The sequence below is a fragment of the Ruminococcus sp. OA3 genome, assembly GCF_022440845.1.
Classification (GTDB): domain Bacteria; phylum Bacillota; class Clostridia; order Lachnospirales; family Lachnospiraceae; genus Ruminococcus_G.
The window spans coordinates 1,733,669-1,758,873 of sequence record NZ_JAKNTO010000001.1 but is presented as its reverse complement, the minus strand read 5'-3'; the positions used below and the strand labels follow the sequence as shown (position 1 = coordinate 1,758,873).

23 protein-coding genes and 1 tRNA gene are annotated in these 25,205 nt (G+C 46.8%); 8 read left to right on the top strand and 16 right to left on the bottom strand.

Annotated elements, in window-relative coordinates; translation table 11 throughout:
- Window positions 1-156: 156 nt before the first annotated feature.
- Window positions 157-456 (top strand): hypothetical protein, encoded by a 300-nt coding sequence (locus MCG98_RS08025; protein WP_240301502.1) that lies wholly within the window; start codon window positions 157-159, stop codon window positions 454-456.
- Between the two features lie 57 nt (window positions 457-513).
- Here the strand turns inward: MCG98_RS08025 and MCG98_RS08020 are convergent, their stop codons facing one another.
- The 3 genes from MCG98_RS08020 to MCG98_RS08010 form a co-directional block, all read right to left on the bottom strand.
- Window positions 514-1,917: a PLP-dependent aminotransferase family protein gene (locus MCG98_RS08020; RefSeq protein WP_240301501.1), complete on the bottom strand. Its 1,404-nt coding sequence runs from the start codon at window positions 1,915-1,917 to the stop codon at window positions 514-516.
- A gap of 11 nt (window positions 1,918-1,928) precedes the next feature.
- Window positions 1,929-3,593 carry a glutamine--tRNA ligase/YqeY domain fusion protein gene (locus tag MCG98_RS08015; RefSeq protein WP_240301500.1) on the bottom strand — a complete coding sequence of 555 codons (1,665 nt, stop codon included), beginning with the start codon at window positions 3,591-3,593 and terminating at the stop codon, window positions 1,929-1,931.
- A 108-nt stretch (window positions 3,594-3,701) separates the two neighbouring features.
- Complete coding sequence (locus MCG98_RS08010) at window positions 3,702-4,823, bottom strand: YIP1 family protein (protein WP_240301499.1); 1,122 nt, start codon at window positions 4,821-4,823, stop codon at window positions 3,702-3,704.
- Between the two features lie 342 nt (window positions 4,824-5,165).
- Here MCG98_RS08010 and MCG98_RS08005 point away from each other — a divergent pair, with 342 nt between their 5' ends.
- Window positions 5,166-6,452, top strand: coding sequence for a hemolysin family protein (locus tag MCG98_RS08005; RefSeq protein ID WP_240301498.1), 1,287 nt, complete (start codon window positions 5,166-5,168; stop codon window positions 6,450-6,452).
- A gap of 57 nt (window positions 6,453-6,509) precedes the next feature.
- On the opposite strand, the gene MCG98_RS08000 is transcribed toward MCG98_RS08005, so the two are convergent.
- From MCG98_RS08000 to MCG98_RS07980, 5 genes are read right to left on the bottom strand one after another with little or no spacing between them, the layout of a single operon-like run.
- Complete coding sequence (locus MCG98_RS08000; protein ID WP_240301497.1) at window positions 6,510-7,106, bottom strand: ATP-binding cassette domain-containing protein; 597 nt, start codon at window positions 7,104-7,106, stop codon at window positions 6,510-6,512.
- Window positions 7,090-8,058 carry an ABC transporter ATP-binding protein gene (locus tag MCG98_RS07995; RefSeq protein ID WP_240301496.1) on the bottom strand — a complete coding sequence of 323 codons (969 nt, stop codon included), beginning with the start codon at window positions 8,056-8,058 and terminating at the stop codon, window positions 7,090-7,092. The genes MCG98_RS08000 and MCG98_RS07995 overlap by 17 nt, the downstream gene beginning before the upstream one ends.
- A 15-nt stretch (window positions 8,059-8,073) precedes the next feature.
- Window positions 8,074-8,889 (bottom strand): ABC transporter permease, encoded by an 816-nt coding sequence (locus MCG98_RS07990; RefSeq protein WP_240301495.1) that lies wholly within the window; start codon window positions 8,887-8,889, stop codon window positions 8,074-8,076.
- Window positions 8,886-9,836, bottom strand: coding sequence for an ABC transporter permease (locus MCG98_RS07985; RefSeq protein ID WP_240303394.1), 951 nt, complete (start codon window positions 9,834-9,836; stop codon window positions 8,886-8,888). Before MCG98_RS07985 ends, MCG98_RS07990 begins: the two co-directional genes overlap by 4 nt.
- Window positions 9,837-9,883: 47 nt before the next feature.
- Window positions 9,884-11,527 carry an ABC transporter substrate-binding protein gene (locus tag MCG98_RS07980; protein WP_240301494.1) on the bottom strand — a complete coding sequence of 548 codons (1,644 nt, stop codon included), beginning with the start codon at window positions 11,525-11,527 and terminating at the stop codon, window positions 9,884-9,886.
- Between the two features lie 159 nt (window positions 11,528-11,686).
- On the opposite strand from MCG98_RS07980, the gene MCG98_RS07975 reads away from it, so the two are divergent.
- From MCG98_RS07975 to MCG98_RS07950, 6 genes are all read left to right on the top strand, one after another.
- A complete protein-coding gene (locus MCG98_RS07975) occupies window positions 11,687-12,322 on the top strand; it encodes a DUF3298 and DUF4163 domain-containing protein (RefSeq protein ID WP_240301493.1) in 636 nt (211 codons plus the stop codon).
- A gap of 198 nt (window positions 12,323-12,520) precedes the next feature.
- Window positions 12,521-12,865, top strand: a complete 345-nt coding sequence (locus tag MCG98_RS07970) for a sporulation initiation factor Spo0A C-terminal domain-containing protein (protein WP_240301492.1) — start codon at window positions 12,521-12,523, stop codon at window positions 12,863-12,865.
- Between the two features lie 30 nt (window positions 12,866-12,895).
- On the top strand, window positions 12,896-13,219 hold the full coding sequence (locus MCG98_RS07965; RefSeq protein ID WP_240301491.1) for a sporulation initiation factor Spo0A C-terminal domain-containing protein: 324 nt from the start codon (window positions 12,896-12,898) through the stop codon (window positions 13,217-13,219).
- 44 nt (window positions 13,220-13,263) lie between these two features.
- Window positions 13,264-13,336: transfer RNA gene (locus MCG98_RS07960), tRNA-Ala, on the top strand.
- Window positions 13,337-13,532: 196 nt separating this feature from the next.
- Window positions 13,533-13,694: a hypothetical protein gene (locus tag MCG98_RS07955; RefSeq protein WP_240301490.1), complete on the top strand. Its 162-nt coding sequence runs from the start codon at window positions 13,533-13,535 to the stop codon at window positions 13,692-13,694.
- Between the two features lie 311 nt (window positions 13,695-14,005).
- Complete coding sequence (locus MCG98_RS07950) at window positions 14,006-14,347, top strand: sporulation initiation factor Spo0A C-terminal domain-containing protein (RefSeq protein ID WP_240286204.1); 342 nt, start codon at window positions 14,006-14,008, stop codon at window positions 14,345-14,347.
- 239 nt (window positions 14,348-14,586) lie between these two features.
- On the opposite strand, the gene MCG98_RS07945 is transcribed toward MCG98_RS07950, so the two are convergent.
- The 8 genes from MCG98_RS07945 to MCG98_RS07915 all read right to left on the bottom strand — a co-directional run bounded on the left by MCG98_RS07945 (window position 14,587) and on the right by MCG98_RS07915 (window position 25,198).
- Window positions 14,587-15,984, bottom strand: a complete 1,398-nt coding sequence (locus MCG98_RS07945) for a phage tail tip lysozyme (RefSeq protein ID WP_240301489.1) — start codon at window positions 15,982-15,984, stop codon at window positions 14,587-14,589.
- Window positions 15,981-16,139, bottom strand: a complete 159-nt coding sequence (locus tag MCG98_RS07940) for a hypothetical protein (protein WP_240301488.1) — start codon at window positions 16,137-16,139, stop codon at window positions 15,981-15,983. Before MCG98_RS07940 ends, MCG98_RS07945 begins: the two co-directional genes overlap by 4 nt.
- A gap of 31 nt (window positions 16,140-16,170) precedes the next feature.
- Window positions 16,171-16,443 carry a phage holin family protein gene (locus tag MCG98_RS07935; protein WP_240301487.1) on the bottom strand — a complete coding sequence of 91 codons (273 nt, stop codon included), beginning with the start codon at window positions 16,441-16,443 and terminating at the stop codon, window positions 16,171-16,173.
- A 2-nt stretch (window positions 16,444-16,445) separates the two neighbouring features.
- Window positions 16,446-16,724 carry a branched-chain amino acid ABC transporter permease gene (locus MCG98_RS07930; RefSeq protein ID WP_240301486.1) on the bottom strand — a complete coding sequence of 93 codons (279 nt, stop codon included), beginning with the start codon at window positions 16,722-16,724 and terminating at the stop codon, window positions 16,446-16,448.
- 57 nt (window positions 16,725-16,781) lie between these two features.
- Window positions 16,782-16,913, bottom strand: coding sequence for a CD1375 family protein (locus MCG98_RS18840; RefSeq protein ID WP_275891317.1), 132 nt, complete (start codon window positions 16,911-16,913; stop codon window positions 16,782-16,784).
- A gap of 43 nt (window positions 16,914-16,956) precedes the next feature.
- Window positions 16,957-17,313, bottom strand: a complete 357-nt coding sequence (locus MCG98_RS07925; RefSeq protein WP_240301485.1) for a hypothetical protein — start codon at window positions 17,311-17,313, stop codon at window positions 16,957-16,959.
- A gap of 64 nt (window positions 17,314-17,377) precedes the next feature.
- Complete coding sequence (locus MCG98_RS07920; RefSeq protein WP_240301484.1) at window positions 17,378-22,789, bottom strand: DUF285 domain-containing protein; 5,412 nt, start codon at window positions 22,787-22,789, stop codon at window positions 17,378-17,380.
- Window positions 22,790-25,198, bottom strand: coding sequence for a hypothetical protein (locus MCG98_RS07915; RefSeq protein WP_240301483.1), 2,409 nt, complete (start codon window positions 25,196-25,198; stop codon window positions 22,790-22,792).
- Window positions 25,199-25,205 lie beyond the last annotated feature (7 nt).

Sequence of the window (25,205 nt, the reverse complement as noted above, 5' to 3'; positions counted from 1 at the left end):
GTTTAAAATTCAAAAAAAAGCATACGCTTTAAGTATACCCCGCTCAAATCGGTGCCGCAACCGATTTTCAGTTTTTTTTACTTTATGCTTTCTTTTTTTACAGAAAAGTATTACAATGATTTTAAATTCAGGTTATAAAAAAGGAGAATGATTGCTATGTGCAAAAACAATGTCATAAAAAAACTGGCATGCCTTGCATTAATCGGTGCCGCTATCGGCGGGCTCATTATTTTTTTCAAAAAATTTGAAAAAGAGGATGATGACCTGTTCGAGGAAGGAGAGGATGATTTTGACTCCTGTCCCGGATGTGCCGACACCGGCCGAAGTTATACAACGATCTCCGGCGATGCGGCGGCTGCCCAGGATGAGCATCCTGAAAAAGCGGCAGAAGAAGCCGTGAAAGAGGCTGTTGAAAAAGCAGAAAAAGAAGCAGAGAATACCTCAGAAACCATATAAGCAGCACTACGAAGGAAGAGGCTGATTTCGTCATTTGAAATCAGCCTCTTCTGTAATCTATTTCCATGCCTTGCAAAGCCTGTCTATCCCCTCCCGGATTTCCTCCTCCGACAGTGTCGCATACCCCAGAATCACCGTCTGGGATTCGTCCGCAGTCATACTTCCTGCGGTATCATAGGCTGAAAGACCATAGATACGAACGCCCTGCTTCGCAGCCCGCTCCACGGCTTCCTGTTCCGTCATTCCACTGGTGAATGTAAGTCCTACATGAACCCCTGCATTTTCCCCAAACACCTGACAGATATCCGTCATCTGTTTCAGTTCTGCAAGCAGAACGTCATGTTTGCCTTTATACAGTGCCCGCATCCGATTCAAATGGCGCTCGTAATGCCCGTCACGGATCAGCTGCTCGATAATCCTCTGGTCTACTTTTGAAACTGTAGCAGAAAAATTGCTTCCTCGCTGCCCATACCGTTCTGCCAGCTTCTCAGGAAGAACCATGTAACTGATACGTATCGCAGGGGCAATGGATTTGGAAAAGGTTCCAAGATAGATCACATTCTGATGACCGTCGTATCCCTGCAGCGCAGGGATGGGTTTTCCGCGGTATCGGAATTCACTGTCGTAATCATCTTCAATGATGTAACGCTCCCTGACCTCATCCGCCCACGAAAGTAACTGCATGCGCCGTTTAACCGGCATGACATTTCCCATGGGGAACTGGTGAGACGGCATTACGTAAGCAATATCCGCCCCGCTTTTCTCCAGTTCGTCGATCTTCATGCCTGCATCATCCATGGGTATGCTGCATACCTGATATTCCAGTTCCAAAAATCCCCGATACGCACTCTTATACGTTGGATTTTCCATAGCGATCACATGGTGCTGCCCCAGGATCACCCTCAGCAGCATCAGAAGATAATCGTTTCCGGCACCCACGATAATCTGTCCCGGTGTACAGTGTACGCCCCGGGCATGATGCAGATAGGATGCCAGGACCTGACGAAGTTCCCATTCTCCCTGTGGATCTCCCAGCTGAAACAACGATATGTCGTCCTGCTGAAGGATTTCCTTTGAGATTTTTCTCCACTGATTCTGTGGAAAGCCCTGCGCATCAATACCATTGACTGCGAAATCATAAACGTATTCTCTCAGCTTTCCCGGCTTCTTTTCGTCCTGCATGATCTCTTCTTCATTAAACTGATACACGCCTTCAAGTTCACACACAAAGTATCCCCTGTACGGAACCGATTCTATATAACCTTCCGATATCAGCTGCATATAGGCAAGGTCCACGGTGCTCCTGCTGACCTGCAGATGGCGGCTCAGTGCACGCGTAGAAGGCAGACACTCCCCCGGGAGTATCTGCCTCTTTTGGATTTCCATTTTCAGGTATTGATAGATCTGTTCATACAGCGGAGTTTTAATCTCCCCATCCAGCGATATGGTCAGCTCTTTCATCCTTCACCCTCTTATTTCGGCAGCTTGAATGAACTTTTCAGAGAAACGATACGGTTAAATACAGGCTTATCCTTCTTCGAGTCTTTTACATCCACACAGAAATATCCGTTTCTCACAAACTGAAAACTGTCGTACGCTTTCGCTTCTGTAAGTGCAGGCTCCAGATAGCAGTCTTTTAAGACTGTCAGGGAATTCGGATTCAGATTCAGGGTTCCGTCTTCATTGTATACCCCTTTTTCTTCATCAATGATATTTTCATACAGGCGCACTTCTGCTTTGACTGCAGTCGCAGCGGCAACCCAGTGAATCGTGCCTTTTACTTTTCTGCCTGTAAAACCGCTTCCGCTTCTTGTCTCAGGATCATATGTGCAGTGTACTTCCGTCACACGGCCGTTTTCATCCTTAACGTAGCTTTCGCATTTTACAAAATATGCATTCATCAGACGAACTTCATTTCCCGGAAACAGCCGGAAGTATTTTCTAGGCGGCTCCTCCATGAAATCTTCGCGCTCAATATACAGCTCCTTTGAAAACGGAACTTTTCTGGTGCCAAGTTCTTCATTTTCCATATTATTGGAGACGTCAAAATATTCCACCTGATCTTCCGGATAGTTGTCGATCACAAGTTTGATCGGATCCAGAATCGCCATCATACGCGGCCGCTTCATCTTGAGATCCTCACGGATACAGTATTCAAGCATCGCATAATCTACTGAGCTGTTCGCTTTTGATACTCCGCAGAGTTCAACGAACATGCGGATAGATTCCGGCGTAAACCCCCTTCTTCTAAGCGCCGCGATCGACACGAGACGCGGATCGTCCCAGCCATCTACAATGCCATCCTCTACCAGTTTTTTTATATAGCGCTTTCCCGTCACAACGTTGGTAAGATATAACTTGGCAAATTCAATCTGTTTCGGAGGTTTTTCGTACCCCAACTCCTGAACCACCCAGTCATACAGGGGTCTGTGGTCTTCGAATTCCAGGGTACACAGGGAATGAGTCACTCCTTCCAGTGCATCTTCTATCGGATGTGCGAAATCATACATCGGATAAATACACCACGCATCTCCTGTATTATGATGCGTCATATGCGTTACCCGGTAAAGGATCGGATCTCTCATATTGATGTTCGGGGAGGACATATCGATTTTTGCACGCAGTACTTTTTCACCGTCCTGATATTTTCCTTCTTTCATCTCCAGGAACAGCTTCAGATTCTCTTCTACACTTCTTTCTCTGTACGGGCTGTTTTTCCCAGGCTCCGTCAGCGTTCCGCGGTATTCTCTGATCTCCTCCGCAGTCAGATCGCAGACATATGCGCTGCCTTTTTTGATCAGCTTCACTGCAGCCTCATACATCTGCGGAAAATAATTGGACGCGAGAAACAGACGATCCTCCCAGTCAGCTCCCAGCCATGCGACATCCTCTTTGATTGAATCTACAAATTCCTCTTTCTCTTTGGTAGGATTTGTATCATCAAAACGAAGATTAAACTTCCCATGATATTCCTGTGCAAGTCCATAGTTCAATAGTATGGATTTGGCATGTCCGATATGCAGGTAACCATTCGGTTCCGGCGGAAATCTGGTACATATCTCTTCATATGAACCTTCCGACAGGTCCTTCTCGATGATCTGCTCAATAAAATTTTTGGAAATCATTTCTTTTTCCACTTGTTTTCCTCCTCAGGTGCGAACTGAGCCGCCTGCTCGGTGGGCGACTCAGCTTTTTACATTATTATTTTAGTATCATACCATAAAATTCCGTCTTGTCAAAGGGTCTTACATCATTCCCCGAAACATACTCATCAGATTCTTTGTTCCGGTATCCGCAATAATCGGAATAAAGACATACAGTATCAGGCATACAGCTGCAGCTGTCAGTACCAGCGAGATTATCAGACAGTAAAGTTTGCGGTCCGGCTCCATCCTGACTCCGTGTTCATAACCTCTCAGGAAAAACAGATAACTGATCACAGAAAATATCAAAAACAGCACCACCGCAAATTTGGGGAATGCCAGTGCAAATATCGCTGTCAGCAAAATACCCGCGCTGTCAGCAAATGAAGATACACCGACAGCAGACAACATTTTATGCAGTGTCGTATTCCCTCCAAACATAGTAACAGTTCCCTTAAAGATTCCCGCCTGGAGATATGCTCCGCCAAAAGCAGCTATGATGATCAGGAGAAACACTTTCAGAATCGATATATCCACTACGCCATAGGAAATACTTTTCAGTTTCGATATGGCAACGAGGCTGACCAGAAAACAGATCAGGGCCTTCAGCCCAACCATCTCCAGCCCCATCACACTGTTGTTGCTGTCACTGATCTTTTTGATCGTTGATTCCGGCCTGGATATCAGCGGAATGATCTCTGCGAACATATTCTTTGTATTCTTTACGAACTGACCTTTTTTTTCATTAAACCACTGGGAGTTGAAGTTACCCTGTGGTCCCCCATATGGATTCCCCTGGTATGGATTTCCCTGGTACGGATTCCCTGGCTGCGGTCCCGTGTATGGGGTTCCCTGATACGGATTCCCCTGGTACGGATTCCCTGGCTGTGGTCCCGGGTATGGGGTTCCCTGATATGGATTCCCCTGGTACGGATTCCCTGGCTGCGGTCCCACATACGGATTCCCCCGATACGAGTTCTCCCGGTATGGATTTTCCTTATCCTGGTCTTTCTGCGGATTTTCGGATACCCCCCCGTCATCGTCAGGAATTTTTGCATCATGGTTCGCCTGTCCCGTTGTCCCCCGGGTATCCTGCTGATCCTGCGCCGAAACTTCTGTCATTTTCTCTTCCTGTGAGTTCCAAACAGATGCTGTTTGCCCCGTGCAGTCACAGGGTTGTCCGTTGATCAGCGGTTTCCCGCATTTTGTACAGAAATTTGCCATAGTCCCCTCCTCTTTCATTTTACAGTTTTACCTATGTTAAAATTATAAGATATTCGCGGGTAATGTCAAGTATTTCCCCATCCTCCGGGATATTGACATATCATAAAATATATGATACGTTATATACCAAAAAGAAAGGTGTGATAAATTTAAATGGACGACAGTGACAATTGCCACAGGGAAGCATTCCTTACTTATTATCATATGATGACATTGACTGTTCCATACAGTATTTTAGATAGCTGAGGTATAGCCTGCACTTCATAACCGGAGTACAGACTATGCCTTTTTATGTTCTCTTACATGTCATATTTACGAAAAAGCAAGGAGGTTTCCAATACAATGATTGGAGCAATTATTTTACAGGTTATCCTGATCATTTTAAACGCGACTTTTGCAAGTGCAGAGATCGCCGTTATTTCCATGAATGAAACAAAACTAAGACTACTCACCGCGCAGGGCGATCCCCGTGCAGTAAAGCTATCATCCCTGACCGAACAGCCGGCACGCTTTCTGGCCACCATACAGGTTGCCATTACGCTTGCCTCTCTGTTGGGAAGTGCTTTTGCCGCTGACAATTTTGCAGGCCCTCTCGTTGATGTCCTCATCAGTGCCGGTGTTCCCATCCCCAAAAATATTCTGAACTCCCTGGCTGTATTTCTTATAACACTGATTCTTTCATATTTCAGCCTGGTATTCGGAGAACTGGTACCGAAACGGATCGCGATGAAAAAAGCCGACTCACTCTCGCTCAAGATGTCACATCTTCTGTACGGGGTATCCAAGGTATTTGCACCTCTCGTTGCGCTGCTCACAGCATCAACAAATGTTGTGCTAAGGGTCATGGGAATCAACCCGGATGAAGACGATGAAAAGGTATCGGAGGAGGAGATCCGTATGCTGCTGATGGAGGGAAGCGAGGATGGAACGATTGATATACATGAAAATGAGATTATCCAGAATGTTTTTGAATTCGACGATATCTCTGTAGAACAGATCTGTACCCATCGTATCGATGTGACCGCTCTGTACATAACAGACGATATCGAAAAATGGGAAGATACGATCTACAGCAGCCGTCACACTTATTATCCTGTCTGTGGCGAGAGCAGTGACGATATTATCGGCATCTTAAATACTAAAGAATATTTCCGGATTAAAAACCGGACGCGTGAACATGTACTGGATGCAGCACTTGACAAGCCCTACTTTGTGCCTGAGAGCATGAAAGCCAATGTATTGTTCCAGAACATGAAAAATTCCCGTATCTATTTTGCCGTTGTACTGGATGAATATGGCGGGATGAGCGGAATCATAACCGTCCATGACCTGATCGAAGAGATTGTCGGTGATCTGTATGAGACCGAAGAGCCGGCGGACATCGAACAGGTCAGTGATGACACCTGGTGCATCCAGGGCTGCGCTTCGCTTGACGATGTTTCCGACTGCCTGGGTATAAAACTTCCTGTTGATGATTATGACACGTATGGCGGATACCTGTGCAGCGTCATCGGCAGGGTCCCCAATGATGAGGAGTGTTTTGAATGTGAAACCGATGATATACACGTCCAGGTGCATTCAGTCTTTAACCACCGAATTGGCAGTACCACGGTTAAAAAATTAAAATAATGACCATACACAGGGAGTCCGCGGGCAATTGCCCGCGGACTCCCTGTGTACTCTGCATCATAACCGTATCTGGCTGGTGCACACATAATCAAGCAGTTCCTGACTGTGGCTGACAACAAGCATTCCAATCTTCCTCTCCTTCACTTCCTGAAGCAGAAAGTTCCATATCTGCCCCTGTGTGATCAGATCCAGCATCGTACTGATTTCATCGGCGATCAGATACCGGGTTCCCCGGCCCAGAGCTCTGGCTATACAAAAACGCTGCAGTTCACCCCCGGACAGTTCCTGCGGATACCTGCCGAGCCAATCCGGCTCAATACCCAGCCCGCTGACTACACGTTCTTCTATCTGGTCTCCTTCCTGCAGTACTGCTTCCATTTTCAGCCTGGGGTTGACTGATTTCTCAGGATGCTGCCAGATCATCTGTACGGGACAGTATCCTTTTTTCGGGAGGGGGCAGCCATCTATCAGGACCTGTCCCGAATCCGGCTGCATATACCCTCCGATAATCTTCATCAGCGTAGTCTTTCCGTAACCGCTGGGAGCGGTCACGCCTATGCGCTCCTCCGGTCCCACCTCCAGGCTGACACGGTTCAGTACAGGCTCACCGTCTTCCTGATATGAAAATACAATGTCTTTAGCTTGCAGACTCATGGCTGTGCCCCTCCTCACCCTTGCATTTCACGCAGCGTACGGTTCCGCAGCGTACAATCCGGGAAGTTATCTCCCCTTCACATTCTTCTGAGAACATCGGGCAGCGCGGTCCGAACACGCATCCTTTCGGAAGTTCTTTAACATAAGGCTGATTTCCTGTAATCGGTGAAAACCCATTTCTTGGCATTGCACGCCAAAGAGCTTTCGTATACGGGTGCCGCAGTGTTTCTTCCGCTTCAAAATCCTCAACCAGAGCCTCTTCGACCGTCGTCCCTGCATAAAAAACTGCAATGCGGTCAGCCACCTTTAGTGCCAGTTCGATATCATGAGTGATCAGCAGTACACCGTTTCCTTCATCAGCGAAACTTCGGAAGTCTTTCATCGCCTTTTTGGCAAGTGAAAGCTCAAGTCCAGGTGTCGGCTCATCCGCTATGATCAGTCTCGGGTTTCCCATGAGCGCGGTACTCAGGAGAATTCTTCTGCTCATGCCCCCTGAACACTCAAACGGATACAGATCCTGTGTATCTTCCTGCAACCGATATTTTTTAAACAGTCCCTGCTGCTTTTTTTTGGTCTCGTCGCCTTTCTTGCCCTGGCGCACCTGCTTTCCAACCTTCATCAATGGGTCCAGATAATTGACGCTCTGCGGAACCAGTGCGATCTCTTTCCCCCTCACCTGCTGCTTACGCTTCTGTGTCAGAAGCTCCTGCTCAAAATAAATTTCTCCGCTGGTACTGGCATTCCCCGGCAAAATCCCGAGGATGGCATGTGCCAGCAGGCTTTTTCCCGAACCGCTCGCACCCACCACCGCCACGATCTCACCTTCATGAACGGAAACATTCAGATCCGATATGACCGGAAGGTCAATCTGCCTGGTTCCCCGGTCATACTGTTTAAACGATACTGAGAGATTACTGATCTCCAGTATATGCCACTTATTCAGACAACTCATACTTACCTCCCGTCTTTATTCATGCGCACTGGATGGGTCCAGAAGCTTTCTAAGGCTGCTGCCAGCCACATCAAACAGTACAACTGTCAGTACCAGCATCACACCCGGCAGCACAGCCAGCCACCATTTTCCGGTGATCAGATATTTCATGCTCTCCGAGAGGATAATTCCGATCGCCGGCTGTTCAGAGGAAAGACCAAAACCTAAAAATGTAATACTGGCCTCATGCAGGATCGCATGCGGAAACATCAGGATCAGCCCAACGATAAACTGAGGCAGCAGATGCGGCATCATATGCTTCATGGCAGTCTTCATTTTGCTGTGTCCCAGTCGATGGGCAATCTGGATATACTGACTGTTCTTCAGCTGCAGCACCTCTCCGCGGATGACGCGCGCAAGTGATGGCCAGTGGGTAAGAGCAACTCCAAGTACAACCCCTTTCAGCCCTTTTCCCAGCGCATACGAAATCAGCAGCAGCAGCAGGATATGCGGAATCCCCATAATCATATCGATCACAAAAGAGATCACACTGTCAACTTTATTTCCAAGGACCGCCGCCATCACTCCCAGTAAAAATGCAATGACAGCACTGATCCCGGCTGCCGCTACTCCGATCAGAATGCTGATGGACAGCCCGGTCAGGGTCCTCGCCAGCATATCCCTGCCGAGCCAGTCGGTGCCAAACAGATATGTAAAACCTGGCGCAAGATTCTTCCTGGAAAAATCTGTCACTCTGGCAGCATCGTAACAGAACACACCGGCTGCCGCCACCAACACAAGAAATACCACTGCCGCTGAAAAAATAATAATCGTCTTTTTTCTCTGGTTCATGATACGGTCCCTCCTTTTCTCATTCGGGGGTCGACCACACCGTACAATGTATTTGCTATAAAATTACCGGAAAATACAATCGCTGCCGTGACAAGCGTAATTCCCATCAAAAGTGGTACATCACTGCCTGTGCCCGCGGCAACAGCAGCCTGTCCGAGTCCCGGGTAAGAAAATACCTGTTCGACCAGTACGGAACCACCAATGATCTCACTGATAGATGCAAACTGGAGGGTAAGCGCCGGAAGAATAATGTTGCGCAGGCCATGCCGGCATACCATGCTTTTTTTACTCTCCCCACGTGCCTGTGCGAACAGCATATAATCGCTTTCCATAACATCTATCATTTTCTCCCTGGTATGGAGCGTGATGTTGGAAACACCCGTGATAGAAAGGGTAAGCGCCGGAAGTATCGCATGCTGGATACGGTCGAGGAATGTTACACCGGCAGCCTCCACCCCGATCGGCACGCTTAGGCCAACTGGCAGCACTTTAAGCCATACCGCAAATACAAGAAGGAGCAGCAGCGCCAGCCAGAAAACCGGCGTACTGGCTATCAGCAGGGAATACCCCTTGATAATCTTATCAATCCACGTTCCGCGGAACACACCGGCGAGAATCCCCAGCAGAAAGCCCAAAAGCCCGGATATCATCCAGGCTATTACCATCAGCATCATGGAATTGGCAAGCTTCACTCCGATCACCTCTGTTACAGGCTGGCGGTACAGGAGAGAATCTCCCATATCGCCCTTTATAAAATCTTTTGCCCAGTTCAGATACCGCTGCACAGGGGGTTCGTCCACACCCCAGTAAGATTCCAGCTTCTCTTTCTGTTCCTGACTCATCGCTCCCAGCGCTGCCTGACCCACATTTGCCTGCAGCGGATCAATCGGTGATACACTGACCAGTGTAAAAGTCACCACGCTGACTGCAAACAACAGCAGTATCATTCTGAAGAAATTTTTTCCTATAAATCGTATACCGTAGCTTTTCACTGTCAGTTACTCCATTCCCACTGATCTACATTATTTACAATAGACCATCCATGCCCATGAGGATGAATCTTCTGTTCCGCCACTTTCAGCCCGTCTCTCACGTAATAGAGGTGATCCACATTGCACAGCCAGATCCATGGAATATCTCCTTCCTGAGTGATGCCGGAAGTACCGTCCCACTGAGCTTTCTGCCACAGTTCGTATGATTCTTCCAGACTTCCCGCCTGAAGCGCCTCATCCATATATTGATCCACAGTTTCATTAGCATACGGTGAGTACTCTGCAGTACCTGTTTCACTCATCGTATGATAAATGTTATAAAGTTCCATTGGAGTGTGTGCCCCCCATCCCCACATCAGTGGTTCCGAAAGTGCCCTGTCATATGCTACATCCCAGCCGGCGCCTTCCGTCTTAACAGAAATACCGATCTCTTTCAGCTGATTGGCTGTGTCTTCTGCCAGTGCCTGGCGTACAGAATCATCCGGGTGGAACATCAGTGTGAATTCTGCTTTCACCCCGTCTTTTTCACGAATGCCATCAGAACCTTCCACCCAGCCGGCATCGTCCAGAATCTTTTTCGCCGCTTCCTGATCATATGACACTTCCGCATCCGCGTTATACCAGGGCAGTTTGTCACATACACTGTAAGCTGCCGTCCCGTATCCGCCCAGCACATTTTCGATCATTTCTTCACGGTCAATGCCAATGTTGATCGCTCTGCGGACCGCGATGTCTGAAGTAACATCATTTCCAACTGTCTGTCCGTCTTTTTCTTCAGCCGGTACCGCCGGCAGGTTAAAACCTCTGTTATCAACGGATGCCACCTGCAGGAGGCTGTAATCTGAAATATCCTGATCCGCATAGGAAGCTGCGGTGTGTGCCACATCCACCTGTCCTGCCATTGCCGCAGCAAGTGCCGCGTCTTCATCCATAAACAGCACCGTCAGTTTTTTGATCTTGACTTCATCCCCGTAATAATCCGGATTTGCTTCAAAGATCACCTGCTGTCCCTTGTCCCACTGTTTCATGATATACCGCCCGGATCCAATCGGATTCTGTCCGTAATTTTTGTCATATGCGTGCTCCGGTACGATCCCGACGATCGCCATCGTATACGGCCAGATTGAAAACGGTGTTTCCAGGTGGAATTCTACGGTTGTATCATCTACAGCCACTGCTTCTTTCAGCATCGTAAAATCGTTTACACTGCTGTTTTCTTTACAATTATTATAGGTAAATGCCACATCTTCTGCTGTCAGCGGCTCTCCGTCTGTGAATTTCACATCATCACGGATTTTCACAGTCCAGGTAAGTCCATCCTCGCTGACCGTATAATCTGTCGCCAGATCTTTACCGATCTTCAGATCTTTTGTTGTTGTCGTCAGCGTACTCTGGATGAGCGGCTCATGTACATGTTCCCCGGCTCCCCATCCGTATGCCGGGTCAAATCCGGATTCTGGCTCTGATGTCGTGGGCATCGTCACAATGACAGAATCTGCTTCCGCTGAAGTATCCCCCTCCGGCTTTTCTGCGCTTCCTGCCTCCTGTTTGCTCTCCGTGCCTTCTTTACTGCCGCCGCTGCATCCGGCTAAAACTCCTGCTGTCATCGTCATAATGCATAACAGCGCTAACAATCTCTTTTTCATGTCATTCTCCTTCCAACGGTTTGTGTTAACATATTAACACTCTGGATAAACCTCCACAAGCCCGACCGGGGGATATTTTTTGTATTTCATTTTTGTCGCATCTTCTGATTAAAGTCATAATATAATATTGCAGTACCCAAAATATAAATCGGAGGTATCATGCAGGCAATTTCAAATATGACACTGGAAAATACAATGTACTACCGCGATATTCCGGTATTTGTTTACCAGATTAATTATCCTGTTTTCTCTACTTCGTGCCGGCTGAAGGCAGCCCGGGAAATCAATGAATATTACGCCTCCGCAGCTAAAGATCTTGAATTCTACTGCCGCACTACACTCTATCCGCGTGCCGTGGAGAACGCCAGGTACATACCCAGCAACCGCCCTCCATTCAACAGCTATGAACTGATCGTCAAATATCAGGTTCCATACAATATAAACTGTATCACCAGTTTATATTTTGATCAGTATACTTTTATGGGAGGCGCTCACGGGGAAACCCTGCGCAAATCCAACACCTGGGATTTCTGCAGCGGAAGACAGCTTCAGCTCGCTGATTTTTATCCCCGGGTTTCCACTTCGCCGGAAACACTTTTTAAAGAGCTTGAACGCCAGACAGCAGAACGCCTGCTCACGTCCCCCGCCTCTTATTTTGATAATTATGCTGAACTTCTGAGGAAAAACTTCCGGCCGGAAAATTTTTATCTGAAACCGGAAGGGATTGTAATTTATTATCAGCAGTATGATATTGCTCCATATGCCAGCGGCATTCCGGAATTTTTAATACCATAATTAAAATTTATGTTATAAGCAGAAAGGGGCATCCTCCGCCTTTCTTGTATTGCCATTGTTATAAACAACTGTTTTTTTCGTAATTCTTGTTATTATCCGTCTTATTTCGACTTATTTTGTCTTGTTATGTCTTATTTTACCAAATTTTTTTAATTTACAGCATACTAAAGAATGTTTAACATCAAGGAGGTAGTTGTCGTGTCCCTGCAAGACGTTTTGCTGCTTATTCAGTTTATTTCAGGCCATCCCTGCCGCAAGGGGTATTATCATCTGGCTCTCGCTGTCTATTATTGCTGTCAGGTCCCTGTTTATTCCGGAATTTGTCTCGAACGTCAAATTTATCCCTTGATCTCCAATGAAACCAATCTTCCTGTAAGGTCTATTTCACGCAGCATTTCCCGTGCTGTCTGTGACTGCTGGGATTACGGAAATCACGTTAACCTTGATAAGGTTGCCAACCGCCATCTTATTGAAAAGCCTTCCCCAAAAGAGCTTATCATCTATCTCTGCAGTTATCTCGCCGGGTATCCGGATTTATTATAGGTAACTTTGTTTTATAAAAGAGAGGGTATCATGGACAGGATCACACAGTTAATACAAAAACTTGGCATCCGCTCTACTTACTGCGGATATCATTATTTACACTATGCAATGACTTTATGTCTCAAAGACGAGAATTATCTTCTTCACATCTGGAAATATCTTTACCGTGATGTTGCACTTCATTACGGCAAAAGCCGAAGCAGCGTTGAGCACGCTCTGCGCACTGTTGTCGCCGCCTGCTGGGATCACGGAAACAGGGAATTTCTGCATGAGATCGCCGGCTGTCGTCTCGAAAAGTGTCCCACGGTCGGAGAATTTATTGAAATTCTTTTTCACCGGCTCGAAACAGGCTGATAATTTTATTGAAATTTTCCCGTATCGTGCTATACTACTCTTATGGGGTATTGGCGCAGCTGGGAGCGCGCAACATTCGCATTGTTGAGGCCACGGGTTCGAATCCCGTATACTCCATTGTGAAAAGCCTGTATTTATGCGGGTTTTCAGGAAATCTATTTTTATATCTGTCCTCTCACGGGCAGATATTTTTTGTTTGGGGACTAATTGGGGACCATAACGACTAAGCAAAGTTAAACCGAATGTTATTTTCCATTATTTACCATATCACCCTTTTGTACCCTTGTGCTACACTTAAATCAGGGGTGGTTAAATGAAATTATTTAAAAAGAGACGTAAATCACTGGTCGATGCTATGCATGATGCATTCATGGCTGAGGCTGCGGGGATCGAAAAAGAAGTCGAAAATATTGACTTGCCAGAGAATTCGATAGCAAAAGAGCGGATGCGCCAGAAAATCCTTGAAGAGGCCTAGCGAACTGAATCAAGAAGAAGTGATTATTATTGACAATGTATCCAATACAAAATATACTTTCTATAGAACCAACGAATGATTACGTGTAACGGCAATTGGAGCCTATTGACGCGTAACCATTTGTTAGTTCTGTTTTTTTGTGCAAATAAAAATAGCCCCGGGTGGGAAATCTGAGGGCACATAGCGCAGCGATTTTATCTCCTAATATTACATATCTCTTTTTTTACGTCCACTCTTGTCTATTCTTCTCCATTTTTAGTCGAGTCAGTGTAAAATTATTGTTAGCATATGCACTAAGGGAGGAGAACTTTATGACTTTAAGAGATGTTATTACACTGATTCAGTCCATATCCGGACATCCATGCCACAGAAGCTATTATTGTCTGGCTTTGGCGGTTTACTACAGCTGTCAACTGCCTTTTTACATGGGACTCAATCTGGAACGACAGGTGTATCCGTTGATCTCTCAGGAAACCGGCCTGCCTGTAAAATCGATTGCCAGAAGCATATCCAGAGCTTCCAGCGATTGTTGGGAGTATGGTGATCACACGAAACTGGAACAGATCGTAAAGCGAAAACTAATTGAACCACCCTCTCCCAAAGAACTGATCCTCTATCTCTGTACATATCTTACTGATTTGCCAGCATTTTGATTGCTGGTTAATTTTTGACTTTCATTTGTCGAATTTTGTCGAGAGATTAGTACTACCCGTTAGGCGGGAGCGGTTTTCTGTTGATTCCGCGAGCATAAAGATTTTTCCCCCGGCATAGCGCAGCCGGGGGTTTTTACAAGATATAGCGTCAGAAACTTAGATTGCTAATTGCAACGTCAACGAGTTACACACTTCCCTCCTCCCTGATAAGACTATTTCAAGCCCATCACAGGACAGGCTTAAAGCGCGATCAGATCCCGCAGGGTCTTCTCCCCTGCAACACCGTCTACACCGCCACAAATACCCGGAGACTGCTTCTCCCGGTCTCTCTGATAAGCAGTAATGGCATAGACCGTGTTGTCCCCGCAGCTCCGGTCGAGCTCCAGGACCTTGCCGTCTTTGCCCTTATAACCACGGGCCCTTAAAATTTCCTGTACCAGCAGCACATGAGTGCCGGTCTCTCCTCTTTTCACTGTTTTCATACTGAACATATATACTGCATCTCCTTTCGGTGTTGTCGGTACATCTACCCCACTCCCCGTCACCAGGCTCCAATCCGGCCGGCCGTAACCGCTGACCCGTGAGTTGCCAAGTGCATACGACTTTTTACATACCCCGCCGCCGTTGGCAATCACCCCGGACGCCCCGGACGTATTGCCCTCGATCGTATACACCGTATTGCCGGATACCCGGTACACGATACCGGTATGGCAGATCCTGCTGGAATTATGGAAAAAGACCTGGTCCCCTGCCTGCGGCGCGGCATGCCACTGCTTCTTATTTTTATAATACTGGGCGCTGGTCGGTGTATAGGCAGAGAATCCCCCGCCAAGCAGTTCCCTTGCGTTCTCCTTCCCAAATGCCTGTACAAAACACCAGTCCACAAACATATCACACCAGGCCTGTCCCTGGTAGTTGACGCCCGCAAATGTCCGGTAATCCCTGGCATATTTGGTGTAATTGTTGCTGCCCGCATTGGCTGTTTTGCTGTCCAGCTGGCTGTTGCTCTTCTTTTCCAGGTATCCGACTTCTGCGGACGCCACGCTGATCAGCTTGTCAATCGCATTTTGTTTTGTCATGGCTACTCCCTTCACATAATGATCATAAAACTTCTGCCCTCTGGCTGCCCGGCTCTTACATGTAGCTTCCGTGATCCCGGCCGGTGCTTCAAATTTTCGTAGTACGATATCCGATGCTGTCCGAATACTGGCTGCTGTTTTCAGCACTTTCAGGACACTCGGAAACACATGCTCCAGCTCGTACAGCACATAGTCAAGTTGCACAGCCTCGTCCGCAATCGACACCCCTCTCTGTTTCACCCGCGTGTACAATCCAGACTTGCGCGCCGGGGTTGTCCATTGTGCCAGCCCATAGCCATACTGCTTGCCGGGGATCGGGTGCAGAAATTCCTCGCAGCTAATCTTTCCACTGTCAACCGCAGCCGTATAACTCGTATCAGTGTACACCTTTCCGCGCTCTTTCAGGCGTTTGACGCACAGGTATTCCAGGCGATTACACCAAAACCCATCAGACTCCGCTTCCAGATTTCCGATCAACCCGCAGGCGCCGGCCGGTGTCATGCCTGCAGCAACAAAATGTTTATAAGCCCGTTTTTCGGCTTCTATATTAATGCTCATAAGCTTTTCAGCTCCTCTCTTACCTGGTTAAAAAACGTAAATCTGCAGAGATAGCAGTCACAACAGTCTGGATTCTGCTGATCGGGTGCCACACAGTAGCCGCGCGTATCCTTATCCAGGTATCGTACAAAATCCTCTATCTCCTGCTCTGTCATGGCCGCACCTCTGCAATTAAAAAGAGGACGATTACTCGCCCTCCGTGTTCTTAGTCTGTTTATAAATCTGATTTGCTCCGGTGGATGCCAGCCCCGACACAATACCGACTGCTGCAGCGTTTATGTAATCCGCTGCCGGAAAATCTGGGATAATGAACATACCGGCAATTCCAAGAAAGCCACCTGCTACCCCTACGATTACCGGGATCCATTTGTTATCAATCCCCGTTGCTTTGATCACCTGTCCTACCAAAAAACAGATTACCGTAATTGCTACCACACTTGTAATACCTGTAAAATCCATACTTATACCTCCTGGTCATGTGCTTGTTTGTTGATGTGTTTCTCTATTCTGTCAATAGCCTCTGATACTGGCCCATTGCAGCCCTGTTCTTTCAGCCCTTTCAGGCAGGCAAGAATTCCATAGGTAAGCAGACATTGCTCCTGTTTCATCTTCTCAATCTCCCTGTCCTGGCTATTCTGTTTTAGATACCAACGGTACACGGCAAAAATGACCGCAAATATGGCAGACAATGCTGCGATAACACTGCCTGCCATAATAACCTGTTCTGCTCCGATATACATGCTTAGTCCTCGTTTCGTGTTTTTGCCAATAAATAAGACCGTCTCCGGTCCTGCTCATCATTCCGGTGCCAAATCCTCGCACCCGCTGTCGATCAGGATTTCTTTCACTTTCTCTTTCAGCAATCGCGGCACCTGGTCATATGTTCTCTTTCCCAGCATGATCTGCTGTGCCCATAACATCGCCATCATGGTCTCACCTTCCTTTCCGAATAATAGCCTGCACAATAATGGCTTAATCATAAATCATTGTGCTGACTTCCAGCAGGCATTCTGTCAGCATCTCATTATCAGCCTGCAACTCCATCGTCCGCTGTTTCAACAGCACGATATCATTCATCAGCCTCTGCGCCGTCTCATAATCAATCTTTCCCTCCGGATCCGGCACAATCTCATAAGGCGGGTCTTCAGGCTCCACCGGTTCCTCCGGCAAGCCTTCTGCCAGCTCGTCAATCTCCTCATAGTTATCCGGGCTGTCAGACACCGCCAGCACCATTGCTGTACTGCCGGGGGATGTGGTGCCGACTTTTACGATGAGTTTGCCGGGGTCTGCGAGAAGTTCCGTGTATCCGGGTTTCTGTATAATCTGCATATGTACCACCTCCTTGTGGTTTTGCCGGGAGCCGCAGCTTACAGCGCCCGTTATTGCATACCCTTTATGACGTCAGTGTCCAGTTTTTGGCTGCCGCCGCGGCTTTTAGTTCGTCGGTGAGGTTGGCGTAACCGGTTGAGCCGATTCTCAGTGTGACTGCCGTTGAATCAGAATAGTCCTCCAGCGCGGCTACGAGTGAAGCTACAGATTCTGGAGATAATTTTGTATTATATAAATATGTCTGGTAATTTGTAGACGCCATATTCTTATTGACGGCTCCTTCAAAAACAACATTTTCAAGGCTGGAACATTGGTAAAACAGACTATTGGGTCCGAGACCTGTTGACAGCATATTTGTAAAATTAATTCCTCCTATTGACGTAAGACGTGAACACCCATAAAACATATACGCAAATTTTTCGCCAGCCAGAGTATTTAGCCTGGAAACATTTTCTAACTTTGGACAAGTATTAAACATTCTTTCGAAACTTATTCCTTTCGATACATCCATTGGCGGAATTGTAATCAGGCTCTCGCATGCGGCAAACATGTAGCTAAAGTCCTCCCCATTTGATGTGTTTAGATTAGAGATATCAACCAGCTCATCACATCCAGCACACATGTTGCTAAACCTCGTTACATTTGAAGCATCAAGATCAGGAATCCGTGTAATCAATTTCATATACCGAAATGCATATAAAAAGCTTTCCGAAGCAGATGTGTCAAAATTAATCTGCGCCAATCTTTCATCCGTTACAGTTTTTCTTATATCTGCTGAAGAATAAGGCATCAAAAATCTGTCAGCATACTTGATATTTCCAGAAACATTATTCGATTCAATACGCAGATAATCCGCTGTTTCTTGAGGGGCACCAGTCAACCAGCGCCCCGTCCGTGCCTGTGTTAAATCTACATTTATCAGTACCTCTTTTTGAGGATCAATACTATCCAATGATAAATAGTCTGTGATTAAAACAGAACTAAAATCAATGATTTCATCCTGTTCATGACCGGTAAGGCAAACAGAATACTGTTTAAGGTTGTCTGGAAACGCAATATTTCCTGAAAGACTTTTAGACGCACTTTTCAATATTCCAATGCCTTTTAAACTTGTTGGTAATATTACCTTTTCAATATTTGCAAAATCTTCTATGACCAAACTAAAGTCATTTGCAATTCCACTGAAATCAAGAATCTGAGGCCCGGTAAACCCTACTTTTGTTAATACAACTTCCCTCACGTTGCAATTAATCTCCAGTTTTTCCATACTCGGAACATTAGACGCATATTTCCCATTCACAGTAATCCGCGGAATATGGGGTATGGTACTCTTGATAATAACTGACTTAACCTCTATAGTCCCATCACCAATAACAGGTGAGCCAAAAGATGCTATTGAATTTTCTATCCACACAGATTCTGCTTTTATATTGCCCGCGGTCGGAAAATTAACCTTAGGACAGTTAATAATTTTTAGCAAAGTCAAATTATTTGTTGATAAGACTCCCGTAGATGAATTTGTTGCCAGCTTCACTAGCATTGGCATATTCTGCACATCTACAGATTTTAATGTTGTTGGTAAAATTATGGTTGTGTAATTACTTCCGTCTGTCGGGAATATTACACTTTCCAATGCTGTACCGCTTAGATTTAACTCACGCATATTGTAAACACTGGATAAATCCAGGGTGTTGCCGCCGCCTGAAGCCGTCCCGAGTAACGTACATCCCGTCAGGTTAAGTTTTCTTAAAAATCTATTATTTGCTGATAATCGCACATCCGCAAGCAGCGTTGCCTTCTGGCAATCAAGTTCCACCAGTTTTGTTGCTTCGACCATATTTAGCACAGATGGATTCAACGCTGCGATGTTAGCAATTCTCTTAATCTGCCGGGCATTATAAATAATGATTTCCTGATCTGTACTGGTTGCCAAAGTTGCTGAAAACCTTGTAGATGTCATATTTCCGTTGCTGTCCCGGCCAACCTTCAGTTTCTGCTCCACACCATTTCGCCATACAATCCGGAGATACTGCGGGCTGTATGTATCAATAATCAAATACACGCTTCCCGACTTATTCGCCCTAATTGTAATCGACTGCCTGGTATCTGCCTCATACCCATAGATAGTATCCAGGTACAGTAGCCGCTCTGTAATCCAACGTTTCATATGCTCATAACGGCGCCCATGCAGCATGAAAAGATAATCGCTTTTAAACTGGATATACTTGGCTTCCATGTCGGCGTTATATTGGCGTTCCCCAATCTTAGCCACCTGATCGCCGTACCAATAAGACAGGATGTTATCCAATGTATACCGGGACGCCCGCATGGTCTTATACTTCTCAGCCAGTTCGTAAGCGAACACCGTTGCCACCATCGTCCAGAGCTTAGATCCGGAGGTATTATAGACCCCGGCTACTACATCGATATCGCTTAAAAATTCAAGGTATCCTGTGTTATCCAGTCCCAGCTGCGTATCCATATCATAGAACTGTGGATACCAGATCTGTCCGTCCCACGTAGTCAGCATCATGTTTTTACCCAGGTTATCGACCATGCCGAAGAGATGGACCTGCAGGTAATATTTTAATAGATACTCTTTATTAAAATACTGCTCTACTTCAGCCGCAAAGGTCTCCTCCGTACTGTTTTTCACCCATGTAACTACCCGTTTCATTTTGGTGTAAGCCGCGTCAACCTGTTCGATTGTGCAATCATCTTCATCTGGATACCGCAGCTCAAAGTCTTGTCGCATGGAGGCATCCGAATCGTCCTTGAATGCTCCCGCGCTGGTGTCGGAGTTGGATGCAACCTCAAAGCTGATGGTGTTCTCATCAAATCCAAAACTGTCATTGCAGCCTTTGTCCAGGTTGAAATTGAACACTCCCATATAGACCGGCGTTGTATCATTGCTCTGTGCAATATAGAGCTGCATCGGAAATCCATCAATGGTTGTCCGCACATTGGTATTTGTCTCCTGCGGCGGAACCGGTTCGTCATACAAGCAGTCGTTGATAAAGCGCGCCATACCGGTATTGTTGGCGTGGCTGCTCTCCATGTAGTCTGCCTTTAAACAGAACGTGTCTTCCAGGATACCGTCCGGGAATGGGCTGTATTTGACCTTACTGCCATCCTGATCACGCAGGCGAATTTTATAGTTCTTGACGGCATATTGCAGCGACGATGTACCCTGCCAGCTGACTGAGCAGGCGGGCAAGTCGAAGCTCTCCCCATACTTATTACTGTCCGTGCTGATATACCGGATCCGAAGCGGAACTTTGTTATCCTTGGTCATGGCGCTGGTATCACCATAAAAATACATGGTCGGCATCATGTTCTGGTAGTTCAGCCGGTATTTCTCCTCCTGCTCGACGAGATCCGGGATATCCGCGATGTGGTTCTGGACAATCTCGTCTGCTTCCAAAGCACGCTCATACACACGAATACTGTAAATCTCGCAGTCTCCAAAATAAGCAGGCCCCCATGCTCCTGATACCGTGGCAAGACGGGCGTTCAGATAGATTTTACCGTTATTCGTAAAATCTTCATTCGCCTGGATGATAAAAGCCTCTGTCAGTACGGCATTATTATACACTTTCGCAAGTTTATTTTGCCTGTCGATCACAAAGGTTGCCCTAGAGATTTCTTCTTCCAGCACAGTCGATTTTACTTTCGTGGTCCCGGAATTAAGATACATATTTCCAGTATCCACTGCGCAACCTTTACTGTTGCTGTCACTGCCTCTCATGTCCAGTACACAGTCCAGCTCATCGCCGCTGTCACGGGTGCGGAATTTTACATCTACCGTCAGGCCGTATGGCGCATTGTCTTTGAGCGCCTGTAGGTCGATCTCTACATAGGACCCGCCATTACACTTCAGGGCATTATCTACCCAGCCATTATTGCTGCCCCAGTTAAAGTCCACCAAATTTGCCACGGTGTCGTTGCCGGATTTATCTGTCCAGGCATCCCGATCTGTATCCTGATTGGTGCGTCCGGTTGCATCAAACCAGCAGAGCAGTGATGCATCTGTAACCGGCTGCAGGGGTGTATAACTGGATGCATTGACCCGCAGGGATTTTTCCACGGCAGCCGTCTTGCTACCGTCCAGCGTTGCTACTTCAATCCGCAGCACATGGTCCCCGACTTCCAGGTCACGGGTTGACCAGATGTTGGTGCCTGATTTGATCTCGAGTGTTTTGACGGCTGTTCCATCGACTTTGTAGATTGCCGAAAACTTATCGACGCCCTTAAGACTTACCCGGTACGGGATCTCCACCAGGTCCCGGTAACTCACCTGCTCCACATCATAATCGCAGATGATCGTCAGCGTGTCGGCGTCCTCAATCACGATGTTGTAGGATAAGATATTGGAAATATAAGTCCCGGACTCCGCCTGGATGCTGACCTTGTGTGCGCCAGCCGTAAGAGTCGGAAGCTGCACAATATTATAGCCCTGCTGCCCAGAGGACCGGGTGACAGAGCTATCAATGGTTGTATTAATATAGATTGGATCTAAGCTGATAGTGTCAATAGTAACCGGTATCCGGATAACGGATTTGATCGTAAAATCCTGGCTGTCATCAAATGTGCTTGTGATATCAAGCCCACCAACCTTGAGCGTGAAGGTCAGCCGGTCCGTGGTCAGCCCGCCCCTGTCCGTTACATACATCAGCACGGTATAGTTGCCCTTAACCTGGCCTGGGATTACCACACGGTTGAGTCCCTGCTGGACTTCCTCTGTGATGATTTCGACGTTATTGAGCAGCACATGCAGAATGCCGTATCCCTCATTGGGAGATGACCACCGATACCGGATCTCCACTTCTGTCCCGGCCGCAAAAGAACCGCCCTCAAAAGAACTGTTCATAATGGGAATTGTAGATCCGCCGCCCCCGCCTCCTCCGGTTCCGTTCTCTTCACAGTACCTTGCCACCTTTAAAGGCGTCATCAGCACTTGATCTGAAATACCCGCAATCGCTTCTAATTCGGTAGCGATGGGGTAGGTAACAGCATCCTTCATTTTTTCAACTACGTATTGTTTAGTTCTGAGCGGTGACATCAGCTTGTCATTTGCGGTGCCAGCCAAAGCCTCTGCCTCTGACGCAATCGGGTATTTCCCGGCGCCGTTTTTCAGCTCTGTGATATCGGTTGTGTTGGTACGAACTCTACCGTCAAGCGCATCCAGTTCCTGATTGATCTGGCTCAGCACTTCTTCTTTGACATTTCCAAGATCTGCATTCGTAGCCACAATACTCTGCTCAATCCGGTCAAGGATGATCTGCTGAGCTTCCTGATAAGATTCTGCTTCCGCTTTTATTGTGTTGATATCCTTGGCAGTGGCAATCAGATTTACCTGACCCGCTGCATAGCAGTACCAGGCATTGCCGGTATCGGTCGCCACCGCAAATTCGCCCGGCAGGAGCCTTGACGGGATAAATGCTTCTTTTAATCCTCTTCTATTTCTGATTGCCATTTACTTGCCTCCTATCATACGTTCAAGCCTTGCATGTTCATATCCCTTTTGAGGTGCCTTTAATTCCCATTCAAATTCTGTGTCAGGTTGGCCACAAACAACAAAGTGGTCATACATCTTTTCCTTAACGTATACATTATTTTCAGAATGTGACTGCAAAAATACGAAATAACCAGATGCAATCGTTTCTAAGAAAACCGGATCAATGCTTATGATACATTCTCCGGATGCCTCAATTTTTCCATAACCCAAATCACCAAAAATCGGGCTTGCTGTTTCATATGCATTTAACAGGACTTCCCCATAATGTTCCGTCTTAACACATCGGTTTTTACTACCTGCAACTGTAAATTTACCACCAACATGCACGTTGCCGTTGAAAGTGTTGTTTGCTCCCTCTGAGGTTAAATTTCCATATAAATGCAACTGATGAATCCAGGCATTAAGCGCGCTACTTATAAGCTGACAGCTTATATCACTTATGCTCAAATTAAAAAGTCTGTTTTCATTTCCACTACTGTCAATGACCATATAGGCCACATCCCCGGTATTATCGATCATCATCTTTTTTGTATTTCCTGAGGAAATTTCTTCAACTGTCAAAACATCGATCGTTGTGTCTGCTGTTCGGTATGCTGGTGCAATTGTTGTCCGATATGTTATTCCAGCATTTGTTCTTTCAGCAGTCAATGTTCCATCTGAATTAAAATTCCAACGTCCTATTGATCCTCCACCGGTTATATGAATCAACCCAGAAACATCAAGACCGTCTTTGTCCCATTTCCCCGCCTGTCGTCCATCAGCTCTCAGAATACTTAGTATTCCATTCACATTATCTTTCCCACCTAATGTCAACGTCCCGCCACTGGCCCAGTCAAAACTGATCCCAATCGCAGCAATCACATTCGCGACGATATTGGCATTCTTGTCCATACCACCTACATACGTCTGGCCACCATCCCGGGATATAAAAAATCCATCAATGCTCTTTTTATAGATAATCGTGCTCTGCGATAACACCGGCTTGTCATGCATGTAATTAATAGTACTGCCATCACTCTGCGTCTCATTCGTCTCATAATAACCCATCGCGTTAATAGCTAAGGAGTTCATCTGCTCCACATATTTTGCATATTCCGACAGCTGAAACTGGCTGTCCTTCTTAATCTCCCCGACGATCTTCTCAACTTCGCTATACCGGTCCGCACTGTGCCTGGCTGCCGGCTCCGCGTCACAGGAGATACTTGCGTAGTTGCCGGTGCTATAGCTGATGTTTGTAAGGTAGGTATAATAGCTGTTACCCTTGCGGTCCGTCACAACCGCAGCGTCTCCCGCCTCCATGCTGGGATCCCCGAGACAGCTTGCCGTAAGTGGACGAAACCGCATCCCTGCAATCCGCGCGCCCAGAAAATCCGCGACCTCCTTCGCACGCCCATACTCAATCAGTGGATTTCCTTTGATTGCAAGAATATAACCCTCGACACCACACAGGTAAGTCTCACCCTCGAGTTTCTTCCCTTCGGCGTCCTCACTGTCAGCAGCCGTCACCCGGATCCCGGTGATCATCACGTCCTCGGTGGATACCGACAATGACGCCAGGCTATATATATGGTGGTATGGTAACGGATCCGTGAAGTTCCCTCCATCAGCACTATCACCACTGGAATAATCCGTGAAATTTCCACCATCCAGATCGTCCCCAGTCTGGTAGCTGGGTTCCGTAGTCTGATCGAATACACCACCATCAATAATCCCATCAAACGCAGCCGTATCATACCATTTCAGTTCCAAGTTCCCGTCTGAGTTGCATCTCGCATAGCATCCCGCGATCTGTGCACAGTAGGCAAGGATTGCCCGGTAAGTGATATTGGAGTTGTCATCAAATGGATTTTTGGCAACGCTGTAATTATAGTTTGGAAATTGCCCGCTGATCATCGTTACTCCGCAGCGCTCACAGCAATACTGGACGATCGTCTGTAGTGTCGCCGGAAACGTCAGTTTGCCATCATACACCACATCGAACTTACTCATGTTGTCCAGTGCTTCCAGGGTCAATATAGATGGGGTTGCCGTCGGGTCATCAGTGTTGTAGACCCCTTTTTTCAGCCACTCCATCCGTTCTGGCAACTGCTTGCCTACCCAGACTGTGATCACTGCATCTGTAAAATCATAATCAGAAAACTCATCATACATGTTGTTGAGGCTGATGGTCAGTTTATTGATGATTGCAGACCCGATGTCAAAGCTACTCGTGCTGCTCGTGGCATCCTCAATCTTGATGCCGCCCTGGCTGATTTTGCTATTGGGAATGTCGAGAAGTGTTCCATTTTTTAATAATATCGTAGCTTTGGAAGCACATACGTTGTTTTGCTCCATTGCCTGTTTGAATTCGGTTGTTGTGTTTATCATGGCTGTC

Coding starts and splice junctions, on each gene's coding strand:
- MCG98_RS07945 (WP_240301489.1), bottom strand. CDS start 15,984: ATGAGCATTAATATAGAAGCCGAAAAACGGGCTTATAAACATTTTGTT.
- MCG98_RS07920 (WP_240301484.1), bottom strand. CDS start 22,789: ATGGCAATCAGAAATAGAAGAGGATTAAAAGAAGCATTTATCCCGTCA.
- MCG98_RS07985 (WP_240303394.1), bottom strand. CDS start 9,836: ATGATACTGCTGTTGTTTGCAGTCAGCGTGGTGACTTTTACACTGGTC.
- MCG98_RS18840 (WP_275891317.1), bottom strand. CDS start 16,913: ATGATGGCGATGTTATGGGCACAGCAGATCATGCTGGGAAAGAGAACA.
- MCG98_RS08005 (WP_240301498.1), top strand. CDS start 5,166: ATGATTGGAGCAATTATTTTACAGGTTATCCTGATCATTTTAAACGCG.
- MCG98_RS07930 (WP_240301486.1), bottom strand. CDS start 16,724: ATGTATATCGGAGCAGAACAGGTTATTATGGCAGGCAGTGTTATCGCA.
- MCG98_RS07925 (WP_240301485.1), bottom strand. CDS start 17,313: ATGCAGATTATACAGAAACCCGGATACACGGAACTTCTCGCAGACCCC.
- MCG98_RS08010 (WP_240301499.1), bottom strand. CDS start 4,823: ATGGCAAATTTCTGTACAAAATGCGGGAAACCGCTGATCAACGGACAA.
- MCG98_RS07915 (WP_240301483.1), bottom strand. CDS start 25,198: ATGATAAACACAACAACCGAATTCAAACAGGCAATGGAGCAAAACAAC.
- MCG98_RS08020 (WP_240301501.1), bottom strand. CDS start 1,917: ATGAAAGAGCTGACCATATCGCTGGATGGGGAGATTAAAACTCCGCTG.
- MCG98_RS07980 (WP_240301494.1), bottom strand. CDS start 11,527: ATGAAAAAGAGATTGTTAGCGCTGTTATGCATTATGACGATGACAGCA.
- MCG98_RS07995 (WP_240301496.1), bottom strand. CDS start 8,058: ATGAGTTGTCTGAATAAGTGGCATATACTGGAGATCAGTAATCTCTCA.
- MCG98_RS07990 (WP_240301495.1), bottom strand. CDS start 8,889: ATGAACCAGAGAAAAAAGACGATTATTATTTTTTCAGCGGCAGTGGTA.
- MCG98_RS07950 (WP_240286204.1), top strand. CDS start 14,006: ATGACTTTAAGAGATGTTATTACACTGATTCAGTCCATATCCGGACAT.
- MCG98_RS07935 (WP_240301487.1), bottom strand. CDS start 16,443: ATGGATTTTACAGGTATTACAAGTGTGGTAGCAATTACGGTAATCTGT.
- MCG98_RS07955 (WP_240301490.1), top strand. CDS start 13,533: ATGAAATTATTTAAAAAGAGACGTAAATCACTGGTCGATGCTATGCAT.
- MCG98_RS08000 (WP_240301497.1), bottom strand. CDS start 7,106: ATGAGTCTGCAAGCTAAAGACATTGTATTTTCATATCAGGAAGACGGT.
- MCG98_RS08025 (WP_240301502.1), top strand. CDS start 157: ATGTGCAAAAACAATGTCATAAAAAAACTGGCATGCCTTGCATTAATC.
- MCG98_RS07975 (WP_240301493.1), top strand. CDS start 11,687: ATGCAGGCAATTTCAAATATGACACTGGAAAATACAATGTACTACCGC.
- MCG98_RS07940 (WP_240301488.1), bottom strand. CDS start 16,139: ATGACAGAGCAGGAGATAGAGGATTTTGTACGATACCTGGATAAGGAT.
- MCG98_RS07965 (WP_240301491.1), top strand. CDS start 12,896: ATGGACAGGATCACACAGTTAATACAAAAACTTGGCATCCGCTCTACT.